Genomic DNA, 23,673 nt, shown 5'->3' with positions numbered 1-23,673 from the left:
GTCCCCGCATCCCCTGCCCTGACCCTCACCCCCCGCGGAGAAGACACGCCATGCAACGCACCAACCTCCAATTGGCCTCGCAGCACCCGTCGCTGGTCCCGCAGTCCCAGTCGCTTCCGGTGGTCTCCTCGCACACCGAATGGGATCCGCTCGAGGAGGTCATCGTCGGCGTCGCGGACGGCGCCACGGTGCCCTCGTGGCACGTGACCCTCAAGTCGACCATGCCCCGCAAGCACTGGGGCTTCTTCCAGGAGCACGGCGGCAAGCCCTTCCCCCAGGACATGGTGGACGCGGCCAACCGCGACCTGGACGAGTTCGCCCACATCCTGGAGGCCGAGGGCATCCGCGTCCGCCGCCCCGAGCGCGTCTCCCACACGAAGCCCTTCTCCACGCCGGACTGGCAGTCGCCGGGCGGCCTCTACACGGCCATGCCCCGGGACCTGCTGCTCGTCGTGGGCGACCAGCTCATCGAGACGCCCATGCCGTGGCGCTCCCGCTATTTCGAAGTACATCCCTACCGGAAGCTATTGAAAGAGTACTTCCAGGCGGGCGCGCGGTGGACCTCCGCGCCCAAGCCGCAGCTGACGGACGAGTCGTTCGACGACACCTGGGAGGTGCCGGGTGACGACGAGCCCATGCGCTACGCCCTCACGGAGTTCGAGCCGCTCTTCGACGCGGCGGACTTCGTGCGCTGCGGCCGGGACCTCTTCTACATCCGCAGCCACGTGACGAACGCGTTCGGCGTGGAGTGGCTGCGGCGGCACCTGGGCAGCGAGTACCGCATCCACGAGCTGAAGTGCCGGGACACCAAGCCCATGCACATCGACACGACGTTCATGCCGCTGGCGCCCGGCAAGCTGCTGGTGAACCCGGAGCGCGTGGACGAGCTGCCGCGGATGTTCAAGTCGTGGGACATCCTCCGCGCGCCGCCGCCCTGCGCCTCGGACGACCTCATCCTCTACTTCAGCGGCAAGTGGCTGAGCATGAACATCCTCATGCTCGATGAGCAGCGCCTCGTCGTGGACAAGAACGAGCACACGCTGATCCGCGCGTTCAAGGACTGGGGCTTCAAGCCCATCACCTGCAACTTCACGAACTTCTACCGGCTGGGAGGCTCGTTCCACTGCGCCACGCTCGACGTGCGCCGCCGTGGCGTCCTCCAGTCCTACTTCTGAGCCAAGGCTGCGCCTGCGCGCATGCGCGCTGCATCCCCCTTTCCGCCGACCATCCTCCCGAGGACCGCTCCAACATGTCGTCCACGCACCGCCGGCTCTCCGAATCCCCTTCCGAACAGCGTGAACCGCCGGCCCGAAACCTGGCGCGGGAGGACGCCCCCGCCGCGTCCTCCCGGGAGCTGGTGGCCTACGTCGTCCCGCGCCAGGGCCAGACGGCGCCCACCGTCGAGGAGCTGCGCGGCTTCCTCAAGGAGCGGCTGCCGGAGTCGCTCATCCCCCAGGCGTGGATGCTGCTGGAGTCGCTGCCCCTCACCCTCAACGGCAAGGTGGACCTGCGCGCGCTGCCCGCGCCCCTGCGCCCCCAGGCGGCGCAGGCCTTCCTGCCGCCCCAGGGCGCGACGGAGGAGCTCATCGCCGGCACCTGGGCGAGCCTGCTGCGCGTGCCCCGCGTGGGACGGCACGACAACTTCTTCGAGCTGGGCGGCCACTCGCTCCTGGCCACCCAGGTGATGTCCCGCCTCAACTCCGCGCTGGGCACCGAGCTGCCGCTGCGCATCCTCTTCGAGTCGGCCACGGTGGCGGGGCTCGCCACCCGCGTGGACAGCGCGCGCGCCGAGGCTTCGGGGGACGCCCTGCCGCCGCTGGTCCCCGCGCCGCGGGACGCGGCCCTGCCGCTGTCCTTCGCCCAGCAGCGGCTGTGGTTCCTCGACCAGTTGGAGCCCGGCCTCACCGCCTACAACGTCGCGGGCGCGGTGCGGCTGTTGGGGCCGCTGGACGTCCAGGCCATGGCGAAGAGCCTCCAGGCGCTCGTGCAGCGCCACGAAACGCTGCGCACCACCTTCGCGCTGGTGGACGGACAGCCCGTGCAGCGGGTGCACCCCACGGTGGAGGTGCCGGTGCACGTGGAGGCCCTGTCCGGCGCCAGCGAGGACGCCGTGCGCCAGCGCGTGGAGGAGGAGGCGCGCAGGCCCTTCGACCTGGCCACGGGTCCGCTCCTGCGCGCGCGCCTGCTGGACCTGGGCGGCATGGAGCACGTGCTGCTCGTCACGATGCACCACATCATCTCCGACGGCTGGTCCATCAGCGTCTTCGTGCGCGAGCTGGCCGCCTTCTACGGCGCCTTCACCTCCGGGCAGTCCGCGGCGCTCGCGCCCCTGGCCGTGCAGTACGGGGACTTCTCCGTGTGGCAGCGCCAGTGGATGCGCGGCGAGCGGCTGGACGCGCAGCTGGCGTACTGGAAGCAGCAGCTGACCGGAGCGCCGCCCTCGCTGGAGCTGCCCACGGACCGGCCCCGCCCGGCCGCACAGCGCTACCGGGGCGCGCGCCACGCCTGGAAGCTGGGCAGGGCGCTGACGGACGCGCTCCAACAGCTGTCGCGCCGCCAGGACGTGACCCTCTTCATGACGCTGCTGGCGGGCTTCAACGTGCTCCTGGGCCGCTACGCGCGCACGGAGGACGTCGTCATCGGCAGCGCCATCGCCAACCGCGGCCACGTGGAGACCGAAGGGCTCATCGGCTTCTTCGTCAACACGCTGGCCCTGCGCACGGACCTCTCCGGCGACCCGCGCTTCGTGGAGCTGCTGGGCCGCGTGCGCCAGACGACGCTGGGCGCCTACGCCCACCAGGATGTCCCCTTCGAGAAGCTGGTGGAGGCGCTGCAACTGCCGCGCGACCTGAGCCGCCCGCCCCTCTTCCAGGTCATGTTCGCGCTGCAGAACATGCCCCCGCCCCGCTTGGAGCTGGACGGCCTGACGCTGACGCCGGTGGACGTGGAGACCGGCTCCGCGCAGTTCGACCTGACCCTGAGCCTCACCGAGGACAAGGACGGCCTGGTCGCCTGGTTCGAATACAACACCGACCTCTTCGACGCGGCCACCGTCCAGCGGCTCGCGGGCCACTACCAGACGCTGCTGGAGGGCGCCACGCGAGACCCGCGCCAGCGCCTCTCCCGGCTGCCGCTGCTCCCCCCCGCGGAACACCAGCGCCAGCTGCTGGACTGGAACCGCACGGACGTGCCCTGGCGGCGCGACGAGTGCTTCCACGAGGTCTTCGAGGCCCAGGTGGACCGCACGCCGGACGCGCTCGCCGCCGTGTGTGAAGGCCGCTCCCTCACATACCGGGAGCTGGACGCGCGGGCCAACCGGCTGGCGCACCACCTGCTAGCCGCGGGCGTGTCCACGGACCGCATCGTCGCGCTCTTCCTGGACCGGGAGCTGGAGTTCCTCATCGCCATGCTCGCCGTGTGGAAGGCGGGCGGGGCGTACGTGCCCATCGACCCGGCCCTGCCCCGGCACCGGCTGCGCTCCGTCGTGGAGCAGAGCCAGTGCGTGATGCTCCTCACGGAGGAGCGCCACCTCGCGGACGCCCGGGACATCGCCTCCGGCCGCCCCGTGGCGCGGGTGACGGAGCTGCTGGAACAGGACGCGCCCTGGACGCGCCCGGACGTGCACGTGCCGCCGGAGGCGCTCGCGTACGTCATCTTCACGTCGGGCTCCACCGGCATGCCCAAGGGCGTGATGATTGAACACGTCGGCATGCTCAACCACCTGCGTGCGAAGCAGGACACGCTGGGCATCACCGCCCGGGACGTGGTGGCCGAAATCGCCACGCCCAGCTTCGACGTGTCGGTGTGGCAGTTCGTCTGCGCGCTGCTCGTGGGCGCGCGCACGGCCATCTTCAAGGACGAGTCCGCGTGGGAGCCCGTCCAGCTGCTGGCGAAGATGCGGGACGAACGGGTCACCGTCCTGGAGACGGTGCCCACGCACATGCGCATCATGCTGGAGGAGATGGAGGCCAACCCCAGCCGCTACGACCCCTCCGCCATGCGCTGGTTCATCGTGAACGGTGAGCCGCTCCTGCCGGAGCTGTGCGCGCGCTGGTTCAAGCTCTGGCCGGGCGTGCCCATGGTGAACGCCTACGGCGCCACGGAGGTCTCCGACGACAGCGCGCACTACCCCATGCGGTCCGCGCCCTCCATGCACTGGGCCAGCCTGCCCATCAACGGCACGCTGCCCAACCTCCAGGCGTACATCCTGGACACCTTCCTGCAGCCGGTGCCCATCGGCGTCGCGGGGGAGATGTACATCGGCGGCGTCGGCGTGGGGCGCGGCTACCTGGGGGACCCCCTCAAGACGGCCCGCTCGTTCGTGCCGGATCCGTTCGCCACGGAGCCCGGCCAGCGGCTGTACCGCACCGGAGACCTGGTGCGCTTCCTGGAGGACGGCAGCATCGAGGTGCTGGGCCGCATCGACCACCAGGTGAAGGTCCGCGGCTTCCGCATCGAGATTGGCGAAGTGGAATCCGCGCTCGCCCAGCACCCGGACCTGAGGGACTCGGTCGTCATCGCGCGAGGGGACAAGGGCCACGCGAAGCGGCTGGTGGCCTACGCCGTCCTCAAGGAGGCGGAGGCCGTCACCCCGGCCGCGCTCGCGGAGTACCTGTCCAGCCGGCTGGCGGACTACATGGTGCCGTCCGCCTTCGTGCTGATGGACGCGCTGCCGCTCCTGCCCAACGGCAAGGTGGACCGCAACGCGCTCCCCGCGCCGGGAGAGGGTGACCTGGGGTCGCTCACCGCCTACGTGGCGCCCCGCACGCCGCTGGAGCAGCGGGTCGCGGACGTCTGGGCGGACCTGCTGGGCCTGCCCCGCGTCGGCGCGGAGGACAACTTCTTCGCGCTCGGCGGGCACTCGCTGGTGGCCATCCAGTCCAACGCGAAGCTGCGCGCCCTCACCGGTGTGGAGCTGTCCGTGCGCGACCTCTTCGAGGGCCAGACGGTGGCGCGCATCGCGCAGCGCATCGAGGCCTTGCAGAGCGTCCCCGCGGACGGTGCCGCGCCGGCGGTGGCGCTGCCGCCCCTGCGCAGGCTGGAGCCCCGGGCGCACTACCCGCTGGCCACGTACCAGTTCCCCGAGTGGTACATGCACGAGCTGGAGCCAGACAGCCCGTTCTACAACGTGTGCATCGGCGACCTGGTGCTCACCGGCGACCTGGACCTGGACGCCTTCACCCGCGCCTGGCAGACGCTGGTGGACCGCCACGACATCTTCCGGCTGCACTTCGGCTACGTGGACGGCCAGCCCGTGCAGCGCGTCCGCCCGCACGTGGCCGTCACCCGCGAGTCGCTGTACCTGGACCGGCGCGACGTCCCGGACGCGGACTTCCACGCGGAGGTGCAGCGGCTGGCGCGGCGGCACAGCGGCATGTCGCTCGACTTCGAGAACGGCCCGATGTTCCACGTGAAGCTCGCGCACTTCTCCGGCGGCCGCTTCCTCGTCCTCTTCCTCGTCCACCACATCATCTGGGACGAGACCTCCACCATGAACCTGGCGCGGGAGCTGAGCGAGCTCTACAACGCCTTCCGCGCGGCGCGCGCCCCACGCCTGCCGGAGCTGCGGCTGGGCTACGTGGACTACGCCGCGTGGATCCACGACGCCGTGGCCTCTGGCGGCCTGGAGCCCCAGCGCCGCTACTGGCTCCAGAAGTTCGCCACGCTCCCGCCGCCCCTGGAGTTGCCGCTCGACTTCCCGCGCCCCGCCTTCCAGACGTTCAACGGCGCGGAGGTCCACCGTGTCATCCCGAAGGAGCGGAGCGCCTCCATTGACGCCTTCGCCCGCCGGCACCACACCACGCTCAACATCGTCTTCCTCTCCGCGCTGCACGCGCAGCTGCACCGGCTGAGTGGACAGCGGGACTTCGTGGTGGGCACGCCCATCGCCAACCGCGACGACGAACGCGTGGCGCCGCTCCTGGGGCTCTTCGCCACCGCGCTGCCCATGCGCTGCACCGTGCGGCCGGGCATGACCTTCCAGCACCTGTTGGAGGACACGCGCCAGACGGCGGCGGAGGCGTATGACCACCACGTCTACCCCAGCGTGCTGGCCATCCAGGAGCTGAACCCGGACACGGACCTGTCCCGCAACCGCCTCTTCTCCGTGATGTACGGGTTGCAGAACAACAAGCTGCGGCTCGCCGACGAGGTCCGCTTCGACGGGCTCCAGCTGGAGTTCCTGCGCGGCATCGAGGTCGCCGAGAGCGAGACGTCCAAGTTCGACCTCACGTACATCGTGGACCACGTCGCCAGCGGCGTCATCGTCCGGCTCAACTACAACACCGACCTGTTCAAGGCCGCGACCGCGGAGCGGATGCTGGAGCAGTACCTCTCGCTCGTCGAACAGCTGGTGGCGGACCCCACCCGCGCGCTCGCGGACTACCGGATGCTGTCCACGACGTCGGAGCAGCGGCTGCTGCACGCGTTCAACGACACGGCCCTGCCCTTCGACGCGGACACCGGCGTGCACCGCCTGGTGGAAGCGCAGGTGGAGCGCACGCCGGACGCGGTGGCGCTCTCGTGGGAAGGCGGACACCTCACGTACCGGCAGCTGGACCGCGAGGCCAACCGCTGGGCCCACCACCTGCTGGCGCACGGCGTGGGCCCGGAGGACCGGGTCGGCGTGCGCCTGGAGCCGTCACCGGAGCTGGTGCTCGCGCTGCTGGCCGTGCTCAAGGCGGGCGCCGCGTACGTGCCCGTCAGCCCGGAGCATCCCGAGGAGCGCCAGGCCCAGGTGCTGGACGCCGCCGGAGCCCGGCTGCTCATCACCGCGGGGCCGCTGGCCCAGAGCCTCCAGCGCCCGGGGCTGACGGTGCTCTCCATGGACGCGGAGCGCGCTGGCGTGGCGTCCCGGCCCTCCACCACCCCGGCGGGCTCACCGGGGGGCCGGGCCCTGGCCTACGTGCTGTTCACGTCGGGCACCACGGGCGTACCGAAGGGCATCGAAATCGAGCACCGGGGCATCGCCAACGTCGTCGCCTCCACCCAGCGGGACTACGCGCTGGACGCGAGCGACGCGGTGCTGCTGCTCACCTCGTTCACGTTCGACCCGTTCGTGCTGGACCTCTACTGGCCGCTGACCGTGGGCGCGCGCGTGGTGATTCCGCCGCACGCCGCGGCCCGCTCGCCCCAGCACCTGGCGGAGGTCGTGCGCCGCGAATCCATCACCCTGTTCCAGTGCGTGCCCCTGATGCTGGGGGAGCTGGTGGACGCGCGGCGTGCCGGACGCATCCCGGAGCTGCCGTCGCTGCGGCGGGTCCTCTCCGGAGGCGCGTACCTGCCGCGCGAGCTGCGCGACGCGTTCCTCGCGACGTTCCCCGCCCGCCTGGCGAACCACTACGGCCCCACGGAGGTCACCGTGGATGCCAGCCGCTTCGACTGCGCACGGCCGGTGGAGGGCGACATCGTCCCGCTGGGCCGGCCCATCGCCAACACGCGCCTCTACCTGTTGGATGAAGCGCTGCGCCCCGTGCCCTTCGGCGTCACCGGCGAGCTGTACGTGAGTACGCCGGGACTCGCGCGCGGCTACCTGGGCGACCCGGCGCGCACCGCCCGTGCCTTCCTGCCGGACCCCTTCCACCAGGAGCCGGGCACGCGGATGTACCGCACCGGGGACCTGGGCCGGTACACCGAGGCGGGCGACGTCGAGTTCATCGGCCGCGTGGACAAGCAGGTGAAGGTCCGCGGCAACCGCGTGGAGTTGGAGGAGATTGAATCCCGGCTCGCCGCGCACCCGGCGGTGGCGGGCTGCATCGTGCGGCACGCGAAGAAGCCCGGCGGCGGCGATGGCCTGGTGGCCACCGTGGAGCTGCACGAGGCCGCGAGCACGCTCCAGGGGGAGGGCCTGCGCTACCGGATGTTCACGCTCGCCCAGCGCCCGGAGCTGAAGCGGGCCATGGACGACCTGCACGTGGGCGCGTGGCCGGACTTCTTCGCGGGGGACACCGTCCTGCGCGAGTTCTGGCCGCGGCTCGCGGAGGAGTTCGCCGCGCACCAGTTCGCGCTCGTCGACGAGGACGACGCGGTGGTGGCCGCCGGCAACGCGCTGCCCATCCGTTGGGACGGCACGCGCGAGGGCCTGCCCGCGGGCTGGGACGCGGGGCTGCGGCAGGGCTTCGAGGACGCGGCGCGCGGCGTGCCCGCCGACACGCTGATGATCCTCACCGGCGTGGTGGCCGAGGACGCCCTGGGCCGGGGGCTCGCCACGCTCATCCTGCGGGGCTTCAAGGCCCTGGCGCGCGCGCACGGGCTGGGGCGGGTGGTCGTCCCGGTGCGGCCCACCGGCAAGGCGTCGCGTCCCGACCTGTCCTTCGAACAGTGGTGCCACGCGCGCCGCGAGGACGGACAACTCCAGGACCCATGGCTGCGCATCCACGAGCGCGTGGGCGGCCGGATGCTCCACGTGGAGTCGCGCTCGCAGTACATCCGCGCGGACCTGGCTTCGTGGGAACATTGGAGCGGCCAGCGGCTCACCGCGTCCGGCGAGTACGCGCTCCCGGGCACCATGCAGCCGGTGGCGGTGGACGTGGAGCGGGGCTTCGCCGAGTACCACGACCCGAGCGTGTGGATGGAGCACCCGCACGCGGAAGGCGAGCCCTCCGCCTGGCGACTCCTGGACAGCGCACGGCTCCAGGACTTCCTCGCGAAGACGCTGCCGGACTACATGCTGCCGGAGCGCTACCAGTTCGTCTCGCGCCTGCGCCGCAATCTCAGCGGCAAGGTGGATGAGCGCGCCCTGCCCCCGGCCTTTGGTGACGAAGGGCCCGCCGCGCCGCCGGTCGCGCCCCAGACGCCGCTCCAGGAGCGGCTGGCGGAGCTCTGGAAGGACGTGCTGGGCCTGCCCAACGTGGGCATCCACGCGGACTTCTTCGAGTTGGGAGGGCACTCCATGCGCGCCCTCCAGCTGCTGGCGCGCATGACCGATCAGTTCGGCGTGACGCTGGGCCTGCGGCAACTGCTCAAGCACCGCACCATCCACCGCCTGGAGAAGCTCGTCGGCGAGGCCCTGGCCACCCGGGCCCCCACGCCAGACACAGCGCTGGCCCTGTCTCACGAAGCCTCCATCACGGCCGTGCCCGTGGTGGAAGCGGCCCCTGCGCTCTCCCCCGAGGGCCGGGGCGACGCCGTGGGCCACCACGGGGAGCTGCTCCAGGGCGTGTTCCGCGACGCGGACGGGCGCCTGCACCGGGGGCTGCTGTCGCTGCCCTGCGGCATGCTTCGCTCGGACGCGCGCTTCCAGCTCACGTCCGGCGCGGGGCTCACCGTGGAGCCCGCGTGGAAGACCAAGGCGGCCCGGGCCGCGGCGCTCACCCTGGAATGGGCGGGCGTGGAGCCGCGCGGCGCGCACCTGGTGGTGCACAGCAACATCCCCGTGGGCTGGGGGCTGGGCTCCTCCACGAGCGACGTGGTGGCCACCATCCGCGCTGTGTCCGCGGCGCTGGGCCGGCCGCTGACGCCGGAGGACACCGCGCGGCTGGCGGTGAAGGCGGAGACGGCGTCGGACTCCACCATCTTCGGCAACAGCGCGCTGATCTTCGGTCATCGCGAGGGCGTGGTGCTCCACCGCTTCAGCGGCGAGGTGCTCGACCTGCGGGTGGTGAGCATCAACCTGGACCCCGGCGGCAAGGGCGTCGACACCCTGGCCCACGCGCCCGCTCGCTACGACAGCGAGGAGATCGAGGAGTTCCAGCGCCTGCGCGCATCGCTGGAGCGGGCGCTCGCGACAGGGGACTACCGGCTGTTGGGCGAGGTGGCCACGGCCAGCGCGCGCATCAACCAGCGCTTCCTGCCCAAGCCCCACTTCGAGCTGCTGCTGGAGGTGATGGAGGCCTCCGGCGCGGTGGGACTCCAGGTGGCGCACAGCGGAACGGTGGCGGGGCTGCTCTTCGACCCGCGCACGTCCGACGTGGAGGCGCGGCTGTCGAAGTGCCAGGCGCTCCTCGCGGAGCTGGGCTTCCCCAGCACGTGGCGCTTCTCCAGCCACGACCGGAGCCGGCCCGCCTCCGCCTGACGCGTGCTACGCGGGAGGCCGGTGCGCGGCGGCATGGCCGCGCATCACCTCCTGGAAGAAGCGCCGTCCGACGAAGAAGCCGCCCAGCGGAGCACCGGACCAGAGCGCCCCAGTGGACGGGTCGAGGATCCACGGCGTGATGTCGATGCCCTCCGCGCCCGAGGCCCTGCGCAGCGGTCCCAGCCGCGCCCGGTCCTCGGGCGTGGGCGGACTGCCCAGCTCGAACACCTCGATGGACGCGTGCCGCGCTGGGGAGCGCGCCGCGCCAGCATCCAGGCAGCGCGAAGCCAGCGCCGTCACCTCTTCGCGCGTCAGGGCGAAGCGCCGCTCCGGGTCGCGCGCGCGGTCCACCATGCACGCCAGCTTCAGCCCGCGTGCGTCCCACCGGTGCACCACCACGTCCGCGGCGTCCGCCAGGGCCTGGGCTCCGTCGGGGGCGCCCCACACGAAGCCGCGCTCGGCGACGGCGCGGTGGGCGAAATAGGAAGCGAAGGACGCGGCATCACCGCGCTGTTCAGGAGAGGTCGTCATGTGAGGCAGCACACGCCGCCTCGATTCTGTTTCCAACAGCCCCCCACGTCGGCCGAGCGAAGCCCACCCCTCTCGTCCCATCCGACGCTTGGATTCCGGCCGCATCACGCACCGACACCAGGCCCCAGGAGGCCCGCGCATGATGGACGACGCATCCCGGCTGTGGACCCGCAGGCGCATGCTGGAGGCCACGGGGGGACTCCTCACCGCGAGCGCGTGGATGCCCCCGGTGCTCGCCGCCGCGCCGCAGGTGAAGCTGCCGGACACCTTCGCCAAGACGGAGCGCGAGCGTCCCGGTCCACCCAACCCACAGCCTGAATCCGAGCGCGTGGGCTGGGCCGTGGTGGGCCTGGGCCACCTGTCGCTCGAGGAAATCCTCCCCGCCTTCGGACAGATGAAGCGCGGCAGAGTGGTGGCGCTGGTGAGCGGCGACCGAGCGAAGGCGCAGGCCATCGCGAAGCAGTACGGCGTGCCGGACAAAGGCCTCTACGACTACAAGTCGTTTGATCAGCTCAAGGACAACCCAGAGGTGCAGGCCGTCTACATCGTCCTGCCCAACAGCATGCACGCGGAGTTCACCGTGCGCGCGGCGCAGGCGGGCAAGCACGTGTTCTGCGAGAAGCCCATGGCCAGCACCTCGGCCGAGTGCCAGCAGATGATCGACGCGTGCAAGAAGGCGGACCGCAAGCTGGGCATCGCCTACCGCCTCCAGTACGAGCCGCACCACCGCGCGGTCATCCAGATGGCGCGCAACAAGGAACTGGGCACGCTCAAGCTCTTCACCGCGAACAACGGACAGAACCAGGGCGAACCCAACCAGTGGCGTCACAAGAAGGCACTGGCGGGCGGCGGCGCGCTGCCGGACGTGGGCATCTATTGCCTCTCCGCCGCGCGCTACTTCAGCGGCGAGGAGCCCACGGAGGTGCAGGGCTTCAGCCAAAGCACGCCCAACGCCCCGCGCTTCAAGGAGGTGGAGGAGTCCTTTGCCTTCCACCTGCGCTTCCCCTCCGGCTTCCAGGCGCACTGCACCAGCCACTACGGCGCGCACGAGACCAAGGACCTGCGGCTGATGGGCACGGACGGCTGGGCGTCCATGGACCCTGGCTTCGCCTACAGCGGACTGCGCCTGCGCGTGGGAATGAAGTCCAAGACGTTCCCCAAGGCAGATGACACGGTGGAGCGAAGCTTCAGCCAGCCGAGCCAGTTCGCCCGGGAGATGGACCACTTCTCTCGCTGCGTGCAGGAGAACACCGTCCCGCACACGCCGGGCGAGGAGGGCCTCGCGGACGTGCGCATCATCGAAGCGCTCTACCGCTCCGCGCAGGAGGGCAAGGTGGTGAAGCTGGAGGCCGCGAAGAAGCTGGATGCCTTCCGCGTGATGGCGATTCTGAACGAGCGCGACGTGCAGGCACTTCAGCATGAGCTGCCAGCGCTGCTGAAGGTGCGCGATGAGCGCGTACTGAATGCCTTTGCCCCTGCTTCCCAGGAGAAGGCTTCACCTGAAGCCCACGTTCCCCCCGTGACATCAGCCACGCAGGACTCTGCGCCAAAGACACACCCCTGCACGGAAGAGCGTGACCCCGGCGCTCCTACGTCAGCCCCTGGGCAGAACGCGTCGCAGACACACCACTGCGTGGAGGAGCATCGATTCGACGACCTCGTGTCGACCGCGGAGCAGGACACGGCACCCGAGGACCGCCTCGTGAAGCCGAACAGCGGGCAACCACCGCCTCCAGCCGCTCCGGGATGCTCCACCTGCGAGTTCCGAGGGGAATGCACTGAGAAGAGCGTGGCCGATGCGGCCTTGGAAGACCCGTTCGACTGTCGGTCAGGTTGAGGCATCGCGCCTCCAACGGACCGCTCACTCCCTACTCACGCCCGGCGGTGGCTGCGCCGATACGCGCCGGGAGCGGTCCCGTCCCAACGCTTGAAGGCCCGGTTGAAGGACGCCTCGCTCTGGTAGCCGATGGCGGGAGCGACCTCGCTCAAAGGCAGCTCGCTTTCGCGCAGGAGCTGGGCGGCCTTGATCATCCGCCATCCCACCAGGTACTCCAGCGGCGGTTCCCCCACGAGCTCGCTGAAGCGCGCGGCGAACCCGGACCGCGACAGGGCTACGGCGGACGCGAGGCTCTCCACCGTCCAGGGCTCCTCGGGGCGCTCGTGGATGAGCGCGAGCGCCTTGCCAATCTGCGGATCCGCCAACGCCCGCAGCCCGCTCTCCCGGCACGACACCTCCGACTTCATGATGTGCGCCCGCAGAGCCTGCACCAGCAGGATGTCCGCGAGCCGGCTCATGATGACGGTGGCGCCCGGGTGCGACGACGCGCTCTCCGTCAGCAGCAACTGCACCGTGGACGCCAGTGACGGCGCCGTCGCCGCGTCGTCCGCGGCCAGGTGGATGACGCGGGGAAGCTCCTTGAAGAGGAGCGTGCGCGGCGCGACGCCCAGCTGGAACGACGCCGCGACCAGCGTCGTCCGCTCGCCGTCGCCCCCCAACCGGATGGAACCCTTTCCTCGGGCGTTCGCGCAGGCCCCATGCGCCAGGACATGAACGGGGCTGCCTTCCGCGTCGCGCAGCGTGTGCCCTCCGCCATGCGGCAGCACCGCCAGGTCTCCCGCGCACAGCACCAGGGCCCCCGGAACACCCTCCACCTCCAAACGGGCCCCGCCGCGCGCGACAAGGATGATGTGCGCACCCGGGGACGTCCCGAACTGGAGCCCCCACGGGGCGAACAGCTCGAAGCGGCCGTGCATCCGGGTGGACAGGCGCAGGGTGTCCAGGACGTCCGCCAGGACATCCGCCCCCTGAGCCTCCAGCGAGTCTGGACGATCGGTCAATTTATTTGGACTGGATGCCATGGCACGTCCATAGCGCCTGGAGCATTCAACGGCCATGGCAAATACACTCAAGCTCCTCTCCCCTCTCCGCCTGGGCCGGCTCGAACTGAAGAACCGGCTGGTGATGGCCCCCATGACCCGCAGCCGGGCGCTGGTGGACGGCAACGTCCCCAACCCGCTGGCGGTGACCTATTACGAGCAGCGGGCGTCCGCGGGCCTCATCGTCACCGAGGGCACCCAGGTCAGCCCCCAGGGCGTCGGGTACATCCGCACGCCGGGCATCCACTCGCCAGAGCAGGTGGCGGGCTGGAAGAAGGTGACGGACGCGGTCCACGCGGCGGGCGGGCTCATCTTCGCGCAGCTGTGGCACGTGGGGCGCGTCTCGCACCCGGACTTCCACGGGGGCGAATTGCCGGTGGCGCCCTCCGCGATTCCGGTTGAGCAGGAGGTCTTCACGTTCCAGGGCAAGAAGCGCGCGGTGACGCCCCGGGCCCTGGAGACGCATGAGATTCCCGGCGTCGTCGAGCAGTTCCGCCAGGCCGCTCGCAACGCGAAGGAGGCCGGCTTCGACGGCGCGGAGCTGCACGGCAGCAACGGCTACCTGTTGGACCAGTTCCTGCGGGACGGCTCCAACCAGCGCACGGACGCGTACGGCGGCAGCATCGAGAACCGGGCGCGCCTCCCGCTGGAGGCGGCGCGGGCGGTGGCGGAGGTGTTCGGCGCGGACCGCGTGGGCTACCGGCTCTTCCCGCAGAACTTCCCGTACACGGGCATGCACGACTCCACGCCCACGGAGACCTTCACGTATCTGGCCCGCGAGTTGGGCAAGCTGGGCCTGGGCTACCTGCACGTGACCGAGCTCGTCACGGGCCCCGCCGCTCCGGCGCCCGAGCAGCGCATCACTCCGGCGATCCGCAAGGCCTTCCCGGGCGTCATCATCGCCAACGGGGGCTACGACGCGCAGGCCGGTGAAGCGGTCATCGAGCGCGGCGAGGCGGACCTCGTGGCGTACGGCGTGCCGTTCCTCGCGAACCCGGACCTGCCGGAGCGCTTCCGCCGGTCCGCCCCGCTCAACACGCCGGACGCGTCGACCTTCTTCCAGGGCGAGGAGCAGGGCTTCACGAGCTACCCGGCGCTGAGCTGAACCGAAAGGAGGGAACCGTCATGAGCACGCAGCGAATGGATGTCCTGGAGCGAAGGCTGGCGCGGATCATCGACCTGCCCGAGCCCACACAGGGGCAGTTCGGGCCCGCGCACACGGTGGTGCCGGTCATCTCACCGGAGGACTACGCGCGGTCGGATCCGTTCATCCTGTTGATGGATGACCGCATCGACGGCAAGCCCATTGGCGGGCCGCATCCGCACGCGGGCTTCGAGACGGTGACCCTCGTGGTGAAGGGCGGGATGACCCACGACAGCGGCAGCCTGGGCGAAGGCGACGTGCAGTGGATGACGGCTGGTAGCGGCGTCATCCACGGCGAGGGCCTGGAGGGAGACCTGGGCCAGGCGCGCATCCTCCAGCTCTGGCTCACCCTGCCCAAGGCGCAGCGCTGGGTGCCCGCGGGCTACCAGGACCTGCCGTACGCGGAGCTTCCGGTGCGGCGCGAGCCGGGCGTGGAGGTGCGGCTGTACAGCGGCACGTCGGGGACGGTGCGGTCAGCGACGAAGAACTATGTGCCCGTCACGCTGGCGGAGCTCCAGTTGGAGCCGGGTGCGTCCATCGCGCAGGACCTGCCCGCTTCGTACAACGGCTTCTTCTACGTGCTGGCGGGAGAGGTCGCGGTGGGGCCGGACCGCCAGTCGCTGAAGCCCGGGCAGGTGGGCTGGCTGGACCGGCCGGTGTCGAGCGGAGACAGCACGGTCCACGTCACCGGGACGACGCGGGCGCGAGTGCTGCTGTACGCCGGTCAACCGCAGCACGAGCCGCTGGTGAGCCACGGGCCGTTCATCGGGGACACCCAGGAGGACATCATGAGGTCCTTCGCGGGGTACCGCGCGGGCCGCTTCGGTCCTCCACCGCAGAGGTAGTGGACCGAGGCTTCGCGAACGTCAGCGGCTTTCGACGGGGGCCGGCGCCAGGGTGGCGGCGGCCGTCACGCCAGAGTTCGCGCGCTCCAGGTGCGGGCCCAGCTGGCCCATCAGCATCAGCCCGGCCATGCGGAAGTCGGAGATGAACGACCAGAGCGGGTACTTGAAGGTCGCGGGGCGGTTGTGCTCGATCTTGAAGTGGCTGGCCCACGCGAAGCCGTAGGCGCACACCAGGGCGGCGGGAATCAGCGCGCCGCGTCCGGTGACGGCGGCGGTGATACCCAGGCCCACGCCCAGGCTGGTGCCGGCGAGGTGCAGCCAGCGTGTCGACGCATGCGAATGCTCGCGCAGGTAGAACGGCCAGAACTCGGCATAGGTCTGGATGCGGTCGGACATGAAGTGAAGTTGTGTCCAGCTGCCCGCCTCTCGTCAACCCATGCGGGCCACCTTCGTGCCTGCACCGACGCAACCCGGACGGGGCCGAGGGCAGGAGAGCAGCCAGGCGGTCCCCGACGCGGCCCGTCGTTTTCGGACGGACCGGGAACAATCCGGTGAGGACGGCCCCGACGGAGGGAGGCGCGAACCGCACGTGTCGTGAAAGACTCGGGGGCGCGCATGAGTGACTGGACGCCCAAGCTGAACCCGACGGTGGACCTGCGGCGGCTCCCGCTGAACGCGGAGGAGGGCTTCGTGCTGTCGCGGCTGGATGGCCACACGCGCGAGAAGGACCTGCCCGCCCTGACAGGGTTCCCGCCAGACAAGCTGCGGGACATCCTCGCGAGGCTGGTGTCCCAGGGAGCGCTGCTGCCGGGCACGGAGGTCGCGAGTCCCGTGAACACGGTGCGACCGCCGGAAGCTCCGGCCCCGTTCACGGATCATCCCGCGCCGTCGCTCGACGCGAGCGACACGGAGCCGCTGCCGGAAGCGGGGTCCTCGGACGGCGCCGACGACGATGACGCCGGTGCCACGGACGACGTGCCGGAGACGGTGCAGGGCGACTACCGCAAGCTCTTCGAGACGCGGCTGCACGCGCTGCCGGAAGACCAGCGGGTGGCGCTCGCGCATGGGGCGGAGGACCCGGAGCTGTCCGCGCTGTGCTTCGACCCGGTGCCCGCCGTCATCAAGGCCGTGCTGGAGAACTCGCGAGTGGGCCTCGCGCACGCACGGCTCATCGCGAGGCACCACCGCAACCCCGTGGGCCTGGAGGCGCTGGTGGCCCGAGCCGCCTTCGCCGCGGACACAGGCGTGCGCCGCTTCCTCGTGCGCAACCCACAGCTGCCGGCCGCCCTCTTCCGCCGCCTGTGGGCGATGCGCCGCCTGATGGAGCACCACAAGCTCACGGTGGACCGGGACGTACCGGAGCAGACCCGCCGCACCGCGCGCGAGCTCCTGCGCCAGCGCTTCTCCACCGGCCCGTCCGAGGAGAAGGTGGAGCTCATCCTCAACACGGAAGGCCGGGCCCTGGGCGCGCTCGTGGGAATGCCGGTGGACGGCAAGACGACGTCGCTCTTGTGCGGACGCACGTACCGCTCGCCCATGCTGGTGCAGAACATCGCGCGCTGGAGCGCCGCGCCGCCCGCGCTCATCGCGCACCTGCTCAAGCAGGAGCTGGTCCGCCGTCAGCCCCAGCTGCGCATGATGCTCGCGCGCCACCCCAACGCGCCCGCGGACGCGAAGCGCGCCTGAGCCTCATGCCCCACGCCGAAGCCAGGGTCGTCCGAGAGCTGAAGCACCACCTGCTCAAGCATGGGCTGCGCAGGTCGCGCGTCCTGCACCTGCTGGTGGATGCGCATCCCTCGTATGTCCGCAGTCCGTTCGCCCGGGACCTGGAGCCCATGACGCGGCTCACGCTGGAGGGCACCCGGCCGGACATCCTGTGCAGCGTGGCGCGGCCCGAGGGCGTCCTCGTCACGGGCATCGAGGTGAAGGCCTCTGAAAGGGATTGGGTCCAGGGCCTGGGCCAGGCGCACAGCTACCGCGCGGGCGTCCATCACGCGTACCTCGCGCTGCCGGCCTCCGCCGCTGACCTCCGCGCCCCCACCCTGGCGCAGGCGCGGAGCATCGGGGTCGGCATCCTCGCCCGGGACGCGAAGCACTGGGTGGAGGTCATTCCTCCCGCGGACCCCACCCCACTGCCTCGCGCCGTCAGCCAGGCCTCGTCGCTGCTCGAAGGCGTCCCCGCCGCGCGCAGCCTCCAGCTCAACCATCCCCTCAACTACCTCGCGGCCGCGTTCCTCGCGGACCGGGGTGCTCCTTCCGGAGCGCTGCTGAAGTCGCTCGCCGCGCACTGGAAGGACCTGGGGAGCGACAGCTCCCGGCGCCACGCGGCCACGGGCGCCAACACGCTCGGGCTGCTGGACCTGGACTGGAAGCCCACGCTCGAAGGCAGCACCGTGGCGGACCTCCTGTCCGCGCTCCAGTTCGACCCCGACACCCGCTACGACAAGCGCAAGCGCCTGCTGGACGTGCACGCGGCCTTCGCCGCCGTGGCGCGCTTCGTCCTCATCCGGCAGCCCGCGGTGCGCCTCATCCACCGGACCCTCACGGACCACGGCGGAAGCCTCACGCTGCCGGAGCTGGCCGTGGCGGCGGGCCATGACGACCCGGCGCTGGCGACAGCCCTCTTCCTCGCGGACCCCTCCGGAACGCTGAAGCCCGGGCTGCGGGGGCCGGACATCAACCCGTCCACCGTCTTCAAACTCAAACAGAACCTCTGGCACGCGGGCCTGCTCGACACCAAGGCCCACGGCACCGCCGGAAAGGACGCCCGCGCCTACCGGCCCGCTGAAGACATCTGGGCCCTGCCCCGCGACATGGCCCCTTGACTACAACTGTAGCCATGACGTATCGCTCCTGACTACAACTGTCGTCAGGAGGGCTGCCGTGGCCAGACCAGGTTCCGAAGTCCCGTCGTTCGTCCGGGAAGGGCTGGGCTGGCTGTTGGCCCTGCACCTCCTGCTCGCGCTGATGCCGTCCCTGCACCTGATGGAGACGCTGCAAGCCGGGGCACACAAGGCCCGCGTGTGGTGGAAGGTCGCGGACACCGTGCGCCGTCACGGGGCGCCGCTCCTCCCCGCGATGATCAGGGCTTCCGCGCGGTGATGAGCGGCTGGTTGAAGCCCGTCTCCTCCGGCGTGTACCAGCGCGGATCCACCAGCCCCGCCCGGGTGAGCGCCTGCTCCAGCTCCACGGGTTGCAGCAGGCGGTAGACGCCGGTGTGCTCGGTGGTGTGCCAGATGCCGGACTCCTGGCGCAGGATGAACTGGCGCACCGTGTACTGCCTTTCATCCACCGCCCAATCCCAGACCTGGAAGAGCACGCGGCGGCCCAGCGGCGTGTCCAGCACGCGCTCCGCCGTGAAGCGCGGCCGCTTCTCCAGCAGCGCCGAGTGGTCGCGCAGACTCGCCACCAGCAGACCTCCAGGCACCAGGCGTGACGCCATCGCGGTCGCGGCGTCGTCCAGGTCCGAGTCCTCCAACAGGTGCGCCATCGCGTTGTCGCACGACATCACCACGTGGAAGGTGCCCGGCACCTGCCAGTCCAGCATCCGCATGTCCGCCACGCCGGTGGTGATGCTCACGTGCATGGCGCGGGCTTCCCGCTCCGCGCGCGCCACCGCGGAGGGACTCAGGTCCGTGGCGTGCACGGAATAGCCCCGCGCCGCCAGCCCCAGCGCCTGCGTGCCGATGCCGCACGCGCAGTCCAGCACCCGGCGCGGCGGCGGCGCCCCCGAGCGGCGCAGGAGCGCGTCCAGCACCGCGCCCTGCCGGTCCACCGACTGCTCCCAGTCCGCGAAGAGCAGGTGGTACTCCTCGGCCAGCCCTTCGTAGAAGTCCAGGACGCTGTCAGACATGACGGCTTCCTCCTTAACACCCCCATGCGGGCCGTCACGCGCACGGACGCCGGACGTCGCCTGTCCGTCATGTCGGAGCCAGGTTGGGGCCGGGAGGTCTTCTCCTCCGGGGGTTGTTACCCGGAAGACGGGGCTCGGGAGGCCCGCGCGGGCGGGGGCGGACACCGGGCAGGATGCACCGTCATTCCCCGCGTGAAGCTCGCGCGCACCCGAGGCAAGGAGCACCGATGATGTCGTTGACGCCGTCACAGGTCCGCCTGGGATGGTCCGCCACGAACAAGGCGGAGGCCATCCGCCTGGTCGGACAGGTGATGGTGGAGTCGGGCTTCATCTCGCCCGGCTACGTCGACAGCATGCTCAAGCGCGAACAGGTGTCCGGCACGTTCCTCGGCCACGGCATCGCCATTCCGCACGGCCTGCCGGAGGCGCGCCACCTCGTGCTCCAAACGGGCGTCGTCGTGGTGCAGTTCCCCGCCGGGGTCGTCTGGAGCGAGGACGGCCATGCGCACCTCGTGGTCGGCATCGCCGCGAGGTCCGACGAACACCTCCAGGTGCTCGCCAACCTCACCGGCGTGCTGGACGACGAGGCCCGGGCCGTGGCCCTGGCCTCCACCCTGGACGCGGCCGTCATCATCCAGGCGCTCCAGGGCTCCGGCGCCCCGCGGGAGCAGCAAGGCGCTTCCGCGTTCGAAGGCCTCTCGCTCCAGGTCCTGTCCCCTTCCCCGCACGGCCTGCACGCGCGCCCCGCCACCACGGTGGTGGAGGTGGTGCGCCGCTTCCGCGCGGACGTCACCATCCACCACGAGGGGCGGCAGGCGAACGCCCGCAGCCTCCTGTCGCTGCTGCGCCTGGGCGCCCGGGGCGGCTCCACGCTGACGCTCACCGCGGCGGGGGACGACGCGGCGGCGGTGCTCCTCGCATTGCAGGAGGCCTTCGAAGTCGGCCTGGGAGAGGAGCCTCCCGCTGCTCGCGCGCTGGCACTGGAGCCCATGCCCGCCGCCGTGCTCGACTACGAGGGGACCCTGGTCGCGGGCCTGTCCGCGTCGCCGGGCATCGCGGCCGGGCCCGTGTGGGCCTTCCAACGCGAACGGCTGGAGGTGGAGGAGCGGGCCGTGGACGCCGCGCGGGAACACCAGCTGCTGGAGACGGCCCTGGCCGGAGCGGCGGCGGAGCTACGCCAGCTGCACGAAGGTTTTCTCCAGAAGGCCGGAGCGCAGCGGGCCGCCATCTTCAAGGCGCACCTGGAGCTGCTCGACGATCCGGAGATGTTGAGGGAGTCGCACGGCCTCATCGACACCGGCCTGAGCGCGGGCGCGTCCTGGCTCCGCGTCTTCGAGAGCCGCGCGGAGGCGCTGGCCGTGATGGACGAACCGGTGCTGGCCTCGCGGGCCGCCGACCTGCGGGACGTGGGCCGGCGCGTGCTGCGGCCCCTGGCCCGGGTGCTGGAGGGCGAGCCCACCTTCCCGGATCATCCGGTGGTGCTGCTGGCGGAGGACCTGGCGCCGTCGGACACGGCGAAGCTGGACCCCGCCATGGTGCTGGGCCTGTGCACGGCGGGCGGAGGCACCACGTCGCACACGGCCATCATCGCGCGCTCGCTGGACCTGCCAGCGGTGGTGGCGGTGGGGCCGTCCGTGCTGGACCTGCGCAACGGGCAGCACTGCATCCTGGACGGCGACGCGGGCGTGCTCGTCGTGCGGCCTTCGGAGCGGGACCGGGCCAAGGCCGTGCACCAGCGCGAGCGGATCCGCCTACGGCGCGAGCAGGAGCACCTGGAGCGCTACCAGCCCGCCATCACGCTCGACGGCCGGCGCGTGGAGGTGGCCGCGAACATCAGCGAGGCCACGGAGGCCATCAAGGCCGTGGACGCGGGCGGCGAGGGCGTGGGCCTGATGCGCACGGAGTTCCTCTTCCTCGACCGTGACGAACCGCCCGGAGAGGAGGAGCAGCTCCACGCGTATCTCACGATGGTGCGCGCGCTGAACGGCCTGCCGCTCATCCTGCGCACGCTGGACATCGGCGGGGACAAGCACGTGCCATACCTGTCGCTGCCGGCGGAGGCGAACCCGTTCCTGGGCGTGCGCGGCATCCGGCTGTGCTTCGAACGGGAGGACCTGTTCCGCACACAGCTGCGCGCCATCCTGCGCGCGTCGATGGAGGGCCCGGTCCGCATCATGTATCCCATGGTGGCGATGCCCGAGGAGCTGGCGAAGGCGCGCGCCATCACCGAGTCCGTGCGCCAGGAAGTGGGCGCGGATCCGGTGGAGACGGGCATCATGATTGAAGTTCCTTCGGCGGTGATGATGGCGGAGCAGCTGGCGCGGGACGTGTCGTTCTTCTCCATCGGGACCAACGACCTGACGCAATACCTGCTGGCCATGGACCGGCAGCACCCGGTGCTCGCGTCCCAGGCGGACGGCCTGCACCCGGCGGTGTTGCGCATGGTGGACCTCACGGTGAAGGCGGCGAGGAAGACGGGCATCTGGGTGGGCGCGTGCGGCGGCATCGCGGGAGACCCGTCCGGCGCGGTGGTGCTGTCCGGCCTGGGCGTCACGGAGTTGAGCGTGGCCATTCCCAGCATCCCGGCGGTGAAGGCGCTGCTGAGGGGCATCTCCATGGCGGACGCGGAAGACGTGGCCCGGGCCGCGCTGGAGTGCGGCAACGCCGCCGAGGTACGGGCTCTGGTGCGCGGCCTGCTGGCCCGGAAGGGAGCGAAGGCATGAGGCCGACGAAGCCGGGCGTGGTGACGGTCACGTTGAACGCGGCCATCGACCAGACGCTGGAGTGTCCGGGGTTCGCGGCGGGCGCGGTGAACCGCGTGGTGGCGGAGACGCGCACGCCGGGAGGCAAGGGCATCAACGTGGCGGCGTTCCTCGCGGGAGGCACGAGACCGGTGACGGCCACGGGCTTCCTGGGCGAGGACTCGGTGCCGTTGTTCGAGACGCTGTTCCGCGAGCGAGGCATCCAGGACCGCTGCCTCCGGCTGCCGGGCTCCAGCCGCGTGAACATCAAGGTCGTGGACCGCACGAGCGGCGCGGTGACGGACCTCAACCTGCCGGGCCTGCGCGTGCCGGAGGAGGCATTGGCCGCGCTGCTGGAGACGCTGGATGCGCTCGCGGAGGACAACGGCTGCTTCGTGCTGTCCGGCAGCGTGCCCGCGGGAGTGCCCGCGTCCATCTACGCCACGCTGACGGAGCGCCTGCGAGCGAAGGGCGCGGTGGTGGCGGTGGACACGAGCGGAGCACCGCTGCGCCACGCGGTGGCCGCGAAGCCGGACTTCGTGAAGCCGAACGCGCGCGAACTGGAAGAACTGGTCGAACGCCCCCTGAGGAACGCTGGCGAAATCGCTCGAGCCGCACGCGAGCTGCACGCGACAGGCATCGGGTTGGTGGTGGTGTCGCTGGGAGCGGACGGCGCCCTGTTCGTGTCGGACGACGGCGCGTGGCGGGCCCTGCCGCCGCCCGTGGAGGTGGCGAGCACCGTGGGCGCGGGCGACGCGCTGCTCGCGGGAGTGCTGGCAGCGAGGCTGGACGGCTACGACCTGGAGACCTGCGCCCGGAGGAGCACGGCCTTCGCGGCGGGGAAGCTCGCGAAGGTGGGCCCGGTGCCACCCGCACCCGAGCGCGTGGCGGAGCTGCTCTGCGCGGTGCGGATGCACCCGCTGGGCACGGGCTGATCAACAGCCGCGCGGCAGGTGCACCCGGAAGGTGGTGCCCGCTTCTTCGGTGGACACCACGTCCACCGCGCCGCCGTGCGCGCGGAAGATCACGCTGTTGGACTCGGGGACGGGCCCGACGACCGCCCCTCCGCACGCTCAGTCCAACCGTCCCTCCAGCTTCTCGATGGCCGCCCGCACCCCGGGAGGAACCGGGACCTTCTCATGCGTGGCGTAGCGCAGCGTCACGACGATGGAACCGCCGCGCGTGTAGAGCACCCCGTCGTCCGCGCCCGCCACCACGTGCTCGAAGGTGATGGAGGAATTGCCCACGCGCGTGACGCGCGCGCCCGCCACCAGGTTCACCGGGAACACCACCGGCTTGAGGTAGTCCGCGTGCGTGTTCGCCAGGATGGGCCCCACCCCGTCCGCGGTCGTCGTGTCCGCGCCCGCGGCGGACGGCCCCACCAATCCAACGCGAGCCATGTACGCGATGCGCGCGGACTCGAACCAGGTGAACGTGCGGGCGTTGTTGACGTGCCCGTACGCGTCCATCTCGCTCCAGTGCACGGGGAAGGGCACGACGACGGGGAAGTCCTTCAGGGCGGCGCTCGACATGGCCCCCAGGGTCGCAGGGACCATCCCGCCAGGGAACGGAAACCACGCCTGCCTGCCCTCCAGGAGTCCCGTACAGGCATGCTAAGCCAGGGGTCCATGGCTCTCCGGTCCACGCTGGCGCCGCCCGCCGCCCCGTCC

At 71.2% G+C, this 23,673-nt stretch carries 15 protein-coding genes; 10 read left to right on the top strand and 5 right to left on the bottom strand.

Annotated elements, in window-relative coordinates; all coding sequences use genetic code 11:
• Positions 1-50 precede the first annotated feature (50 nt).
• Both D7V77_RS26000 and D7V77_RS25995 read left to right on the top strand, forming a co-directional pair.
• Entirely contained in the window at positions 51-1,175 is a 1,125-nt protein-coding gene (locus tag D7V77_RS26000) for an amidinotransferase (RefSeq protein ID WP_169827547.1), read from the top strand.
• Positions 1,176-1,249: 74 nt separating this feature from the next.
• The gene (locus D7V77_RS25995; protein ID WP_120578993.1) at positions 1,250-10,012 is read left to right on the top strand and encodes a non-ribosomal peptide synthetase; all 8,763 of its coding nucleotides are present in this window, start codon (positions 1,250-1,252) and stop codon (positions 10,010-10,012) included.
• Between the two features lie 6 nt (positions 10,013-10,018).
• On the opposite strand, the gene D7V77_RS25990 is transcribed toward D7V77_RS25995, so the two are convergent.
• Positions 10,019-10,543 carry a hypothetical protein gene (locus D7V77_RS25990; RefSeq protein ID WP_120578992.1) on the bottom strand — a complete coding sequence of 175 codons (525 nt, stop codon included), beginning with the start codon at positions 10,541-10,543 and terminating at the stop codon, positions 10,019-10,021.
• Positions 10,544-10,682: 139 nt separating this feature from the next.
• Between D7V77_RS25990 and D7V77_RS25985 the strand changes: the two genes are divergently transcribed.
• Positions 10,683-12,380, top strand: coding sequence for a Gfo/Idh/MocA family protein (locus D7V77_RS25985; RefSeq protein ID WP_120578991.1), 1,698 nt, complete (start codon positions 10,683-10,685; stop codon positions 12,378-12,380).
• A 35-nt stretch (positions 12,381-12,415) separates the two neighbouring features.
• Here D7V77_RS25985 and D7V77_RS25980 read toward each other — a convergent pair whose 3' ends face one another.
• Positions 12,416-13,381: an AraC family transcriptional regulator gene (locus D7V77_RS25980; RefSeq protein ID WP_233597232.1), complete on the bottom strand. Its 966-nt coding sequence runs from the start codon at positions 13,379-13,381 to the stop codon at positions 12,416-12,418.
• A gap of 55 nt (positions 13,382-13,436) precedes the next feature.
• On the opposite strand from D7V77_RS25980, the gene D7V77_RS25975 reads away from it, so the two are divergent.
• Positions 13,437-14,525: an alkene reductase gene (locus D7V77_RS25975; RefSeq protein WP_120578989.1), complete on the top strand. Its 1,089-nt coding sequence runs from the start codon at positions 13,437-13,439 to the stop codon at positions 14,523-14,525.
• 20 nt (positions 14,526-14,545) lie between these two features.
• Entirely contained in the window at positions 14,546-15,409 is an 864-nt protein-coding gene (locus D7V77_RS25970) for a pirin family protein (RefSeq protein WP_120578988.1), read from the top strand.
• Between the two features lie 21 nt (positions 15,410-15,430).
• Here D7V77_RS25970 and D7V77_RS25965 read toward each other — a convergent pair whose 3' ends face one another.
• Positions 15,431-15,805: a DUF962 domain-containing protein gene (locus tag D7V77_RS25965; protein WP_120578987.1), complete on the bottom strand. Its 375-nt coding sequence runs from the start codon at positions 15,803-15,805 to the stop codon at positions 15,431-15,433.
• Between the two features lie 219 nt (positions 15,806-16,024).
• Between D7V77_RS25965 and D7V77_RS25960 the strand changes: the two genes are divergently transcribed.
• Genes D7V77_RS25960 through D7V77_RS25950 form a run of 3 tightly spaced genes read left to right on the top strand, consistent with a single transcriptional unit; the run spans position 16,025 to position 18,511 of the window.
• Positions 16,025-17,095, top strand: coding sequence for a hypothetical protein (locus D7V77_RS25960; RefSeq protein WP_199733889.1), 1,071 nt, complete (start codon positions 16,025-16,027; stop codon positions 17,093-17,095).
• A gap of 5 nt (positions 17,096-17,100) precedes the next feature.
• Entirely contained in the window at positions 17,101-18,234 is a 1,134-nt protein-coding gene (locus tag D7V77_RS25955; protein WP_120578985.1) for a hypothetical protein, read from the top strand.
• Between the two features lie 58 nt (positions 18,235-18,292).
• Positions 18,293-18,511 carry a hypothetical protein gene (locus D7V77_RS25950; RefSeq protein ID WP_120578984.1) on the top strand — a complete coding sequence of 73 codons (219 nt, stop codon included), beginning with the start codon at positions 18,293-18,295 and terminating at the stop codon, positions 18,509-18,511.
• Here the strand turns inward: D7V77_RS25950 and D7V77_RS25945 are convergent.
• Positions 18,492-19,262, bottom strand: coding sequence for a bifunctional 2-polyprenyl-6-hydroxyphenol methylase/3-demethylubiquinol 3-O-methyltransferase UbiG (locus D7V77_RS25945; protein ID WP_120578983.1), 771 nt, complete (start codon positions 19,260-19,262; stop codon positions 18,492-18,494). The genes D7V77_RS25950 and D7V77_RS25945 overlap by 20 nt on opposite strands.
• 227 nt (positions 19,263-19,489) lie before the next feature.
• Here D7V77_RS25945 and ptsP point away from each other — a divergent pair, with 227 nt between their 5' ends.
• Positions 19,490-21,985, top strand: a complete 2,496-nt coding sequence (gene ptsP, locus D7V77_RS25940) for a phosphoenolpyruvate--protein phosphotransferase (protein WP_120578982.1) — start codon at positions 19,490-19,492, stop codon at positions 21,983-21,985.
• Positions 21,982-22,938, top strand: coding sequence for a 1-phosphofructokinase (gene pfkB / locus D7V77_RS25935; protein WP_120578981.1), 957 nt, complete (start codon positions 21,982-21,984; stop codon positions 22,936-22,938). The genes ptsP and pfkB overlap by 4 nt, the downstream gene beginning before the upstream one ends.
• Before the next feature lie 138 nt (positions 22,939-23,076).
• Here the strand turns inward: pfkB and D7V77_RS25930 are convergent, their stop codons facing one another.
• Positions 23,077-23,535, bottom strand: a complete 459-nt coding sequence (locus D7V77_RS25930) for a thioesterase family protein (RefSeq protein ID WP_120578994.1) — start codon at positions 23,533-23,535, stop codon at positions 23,077-23,079.
• Positions 23,536-23,673: the final 138 nt, after the last annotated feature.

Origin of the sequence: Corallococcus sp. CA041A (genome assembly GCF_003612075.1) — a bacterium.
In the GTDB taxonomy this organism is placed as follows: Bacteria; Myxococcota; Myxococcia; order Myxococcales; family Myxococcaceae; genus Corallococcus; species Corallococcus exiguus.
Note: the sequence above shows the minus strand (reverse complement) of the source record. Positions and strands in the feature narration are given on the sequence as shown.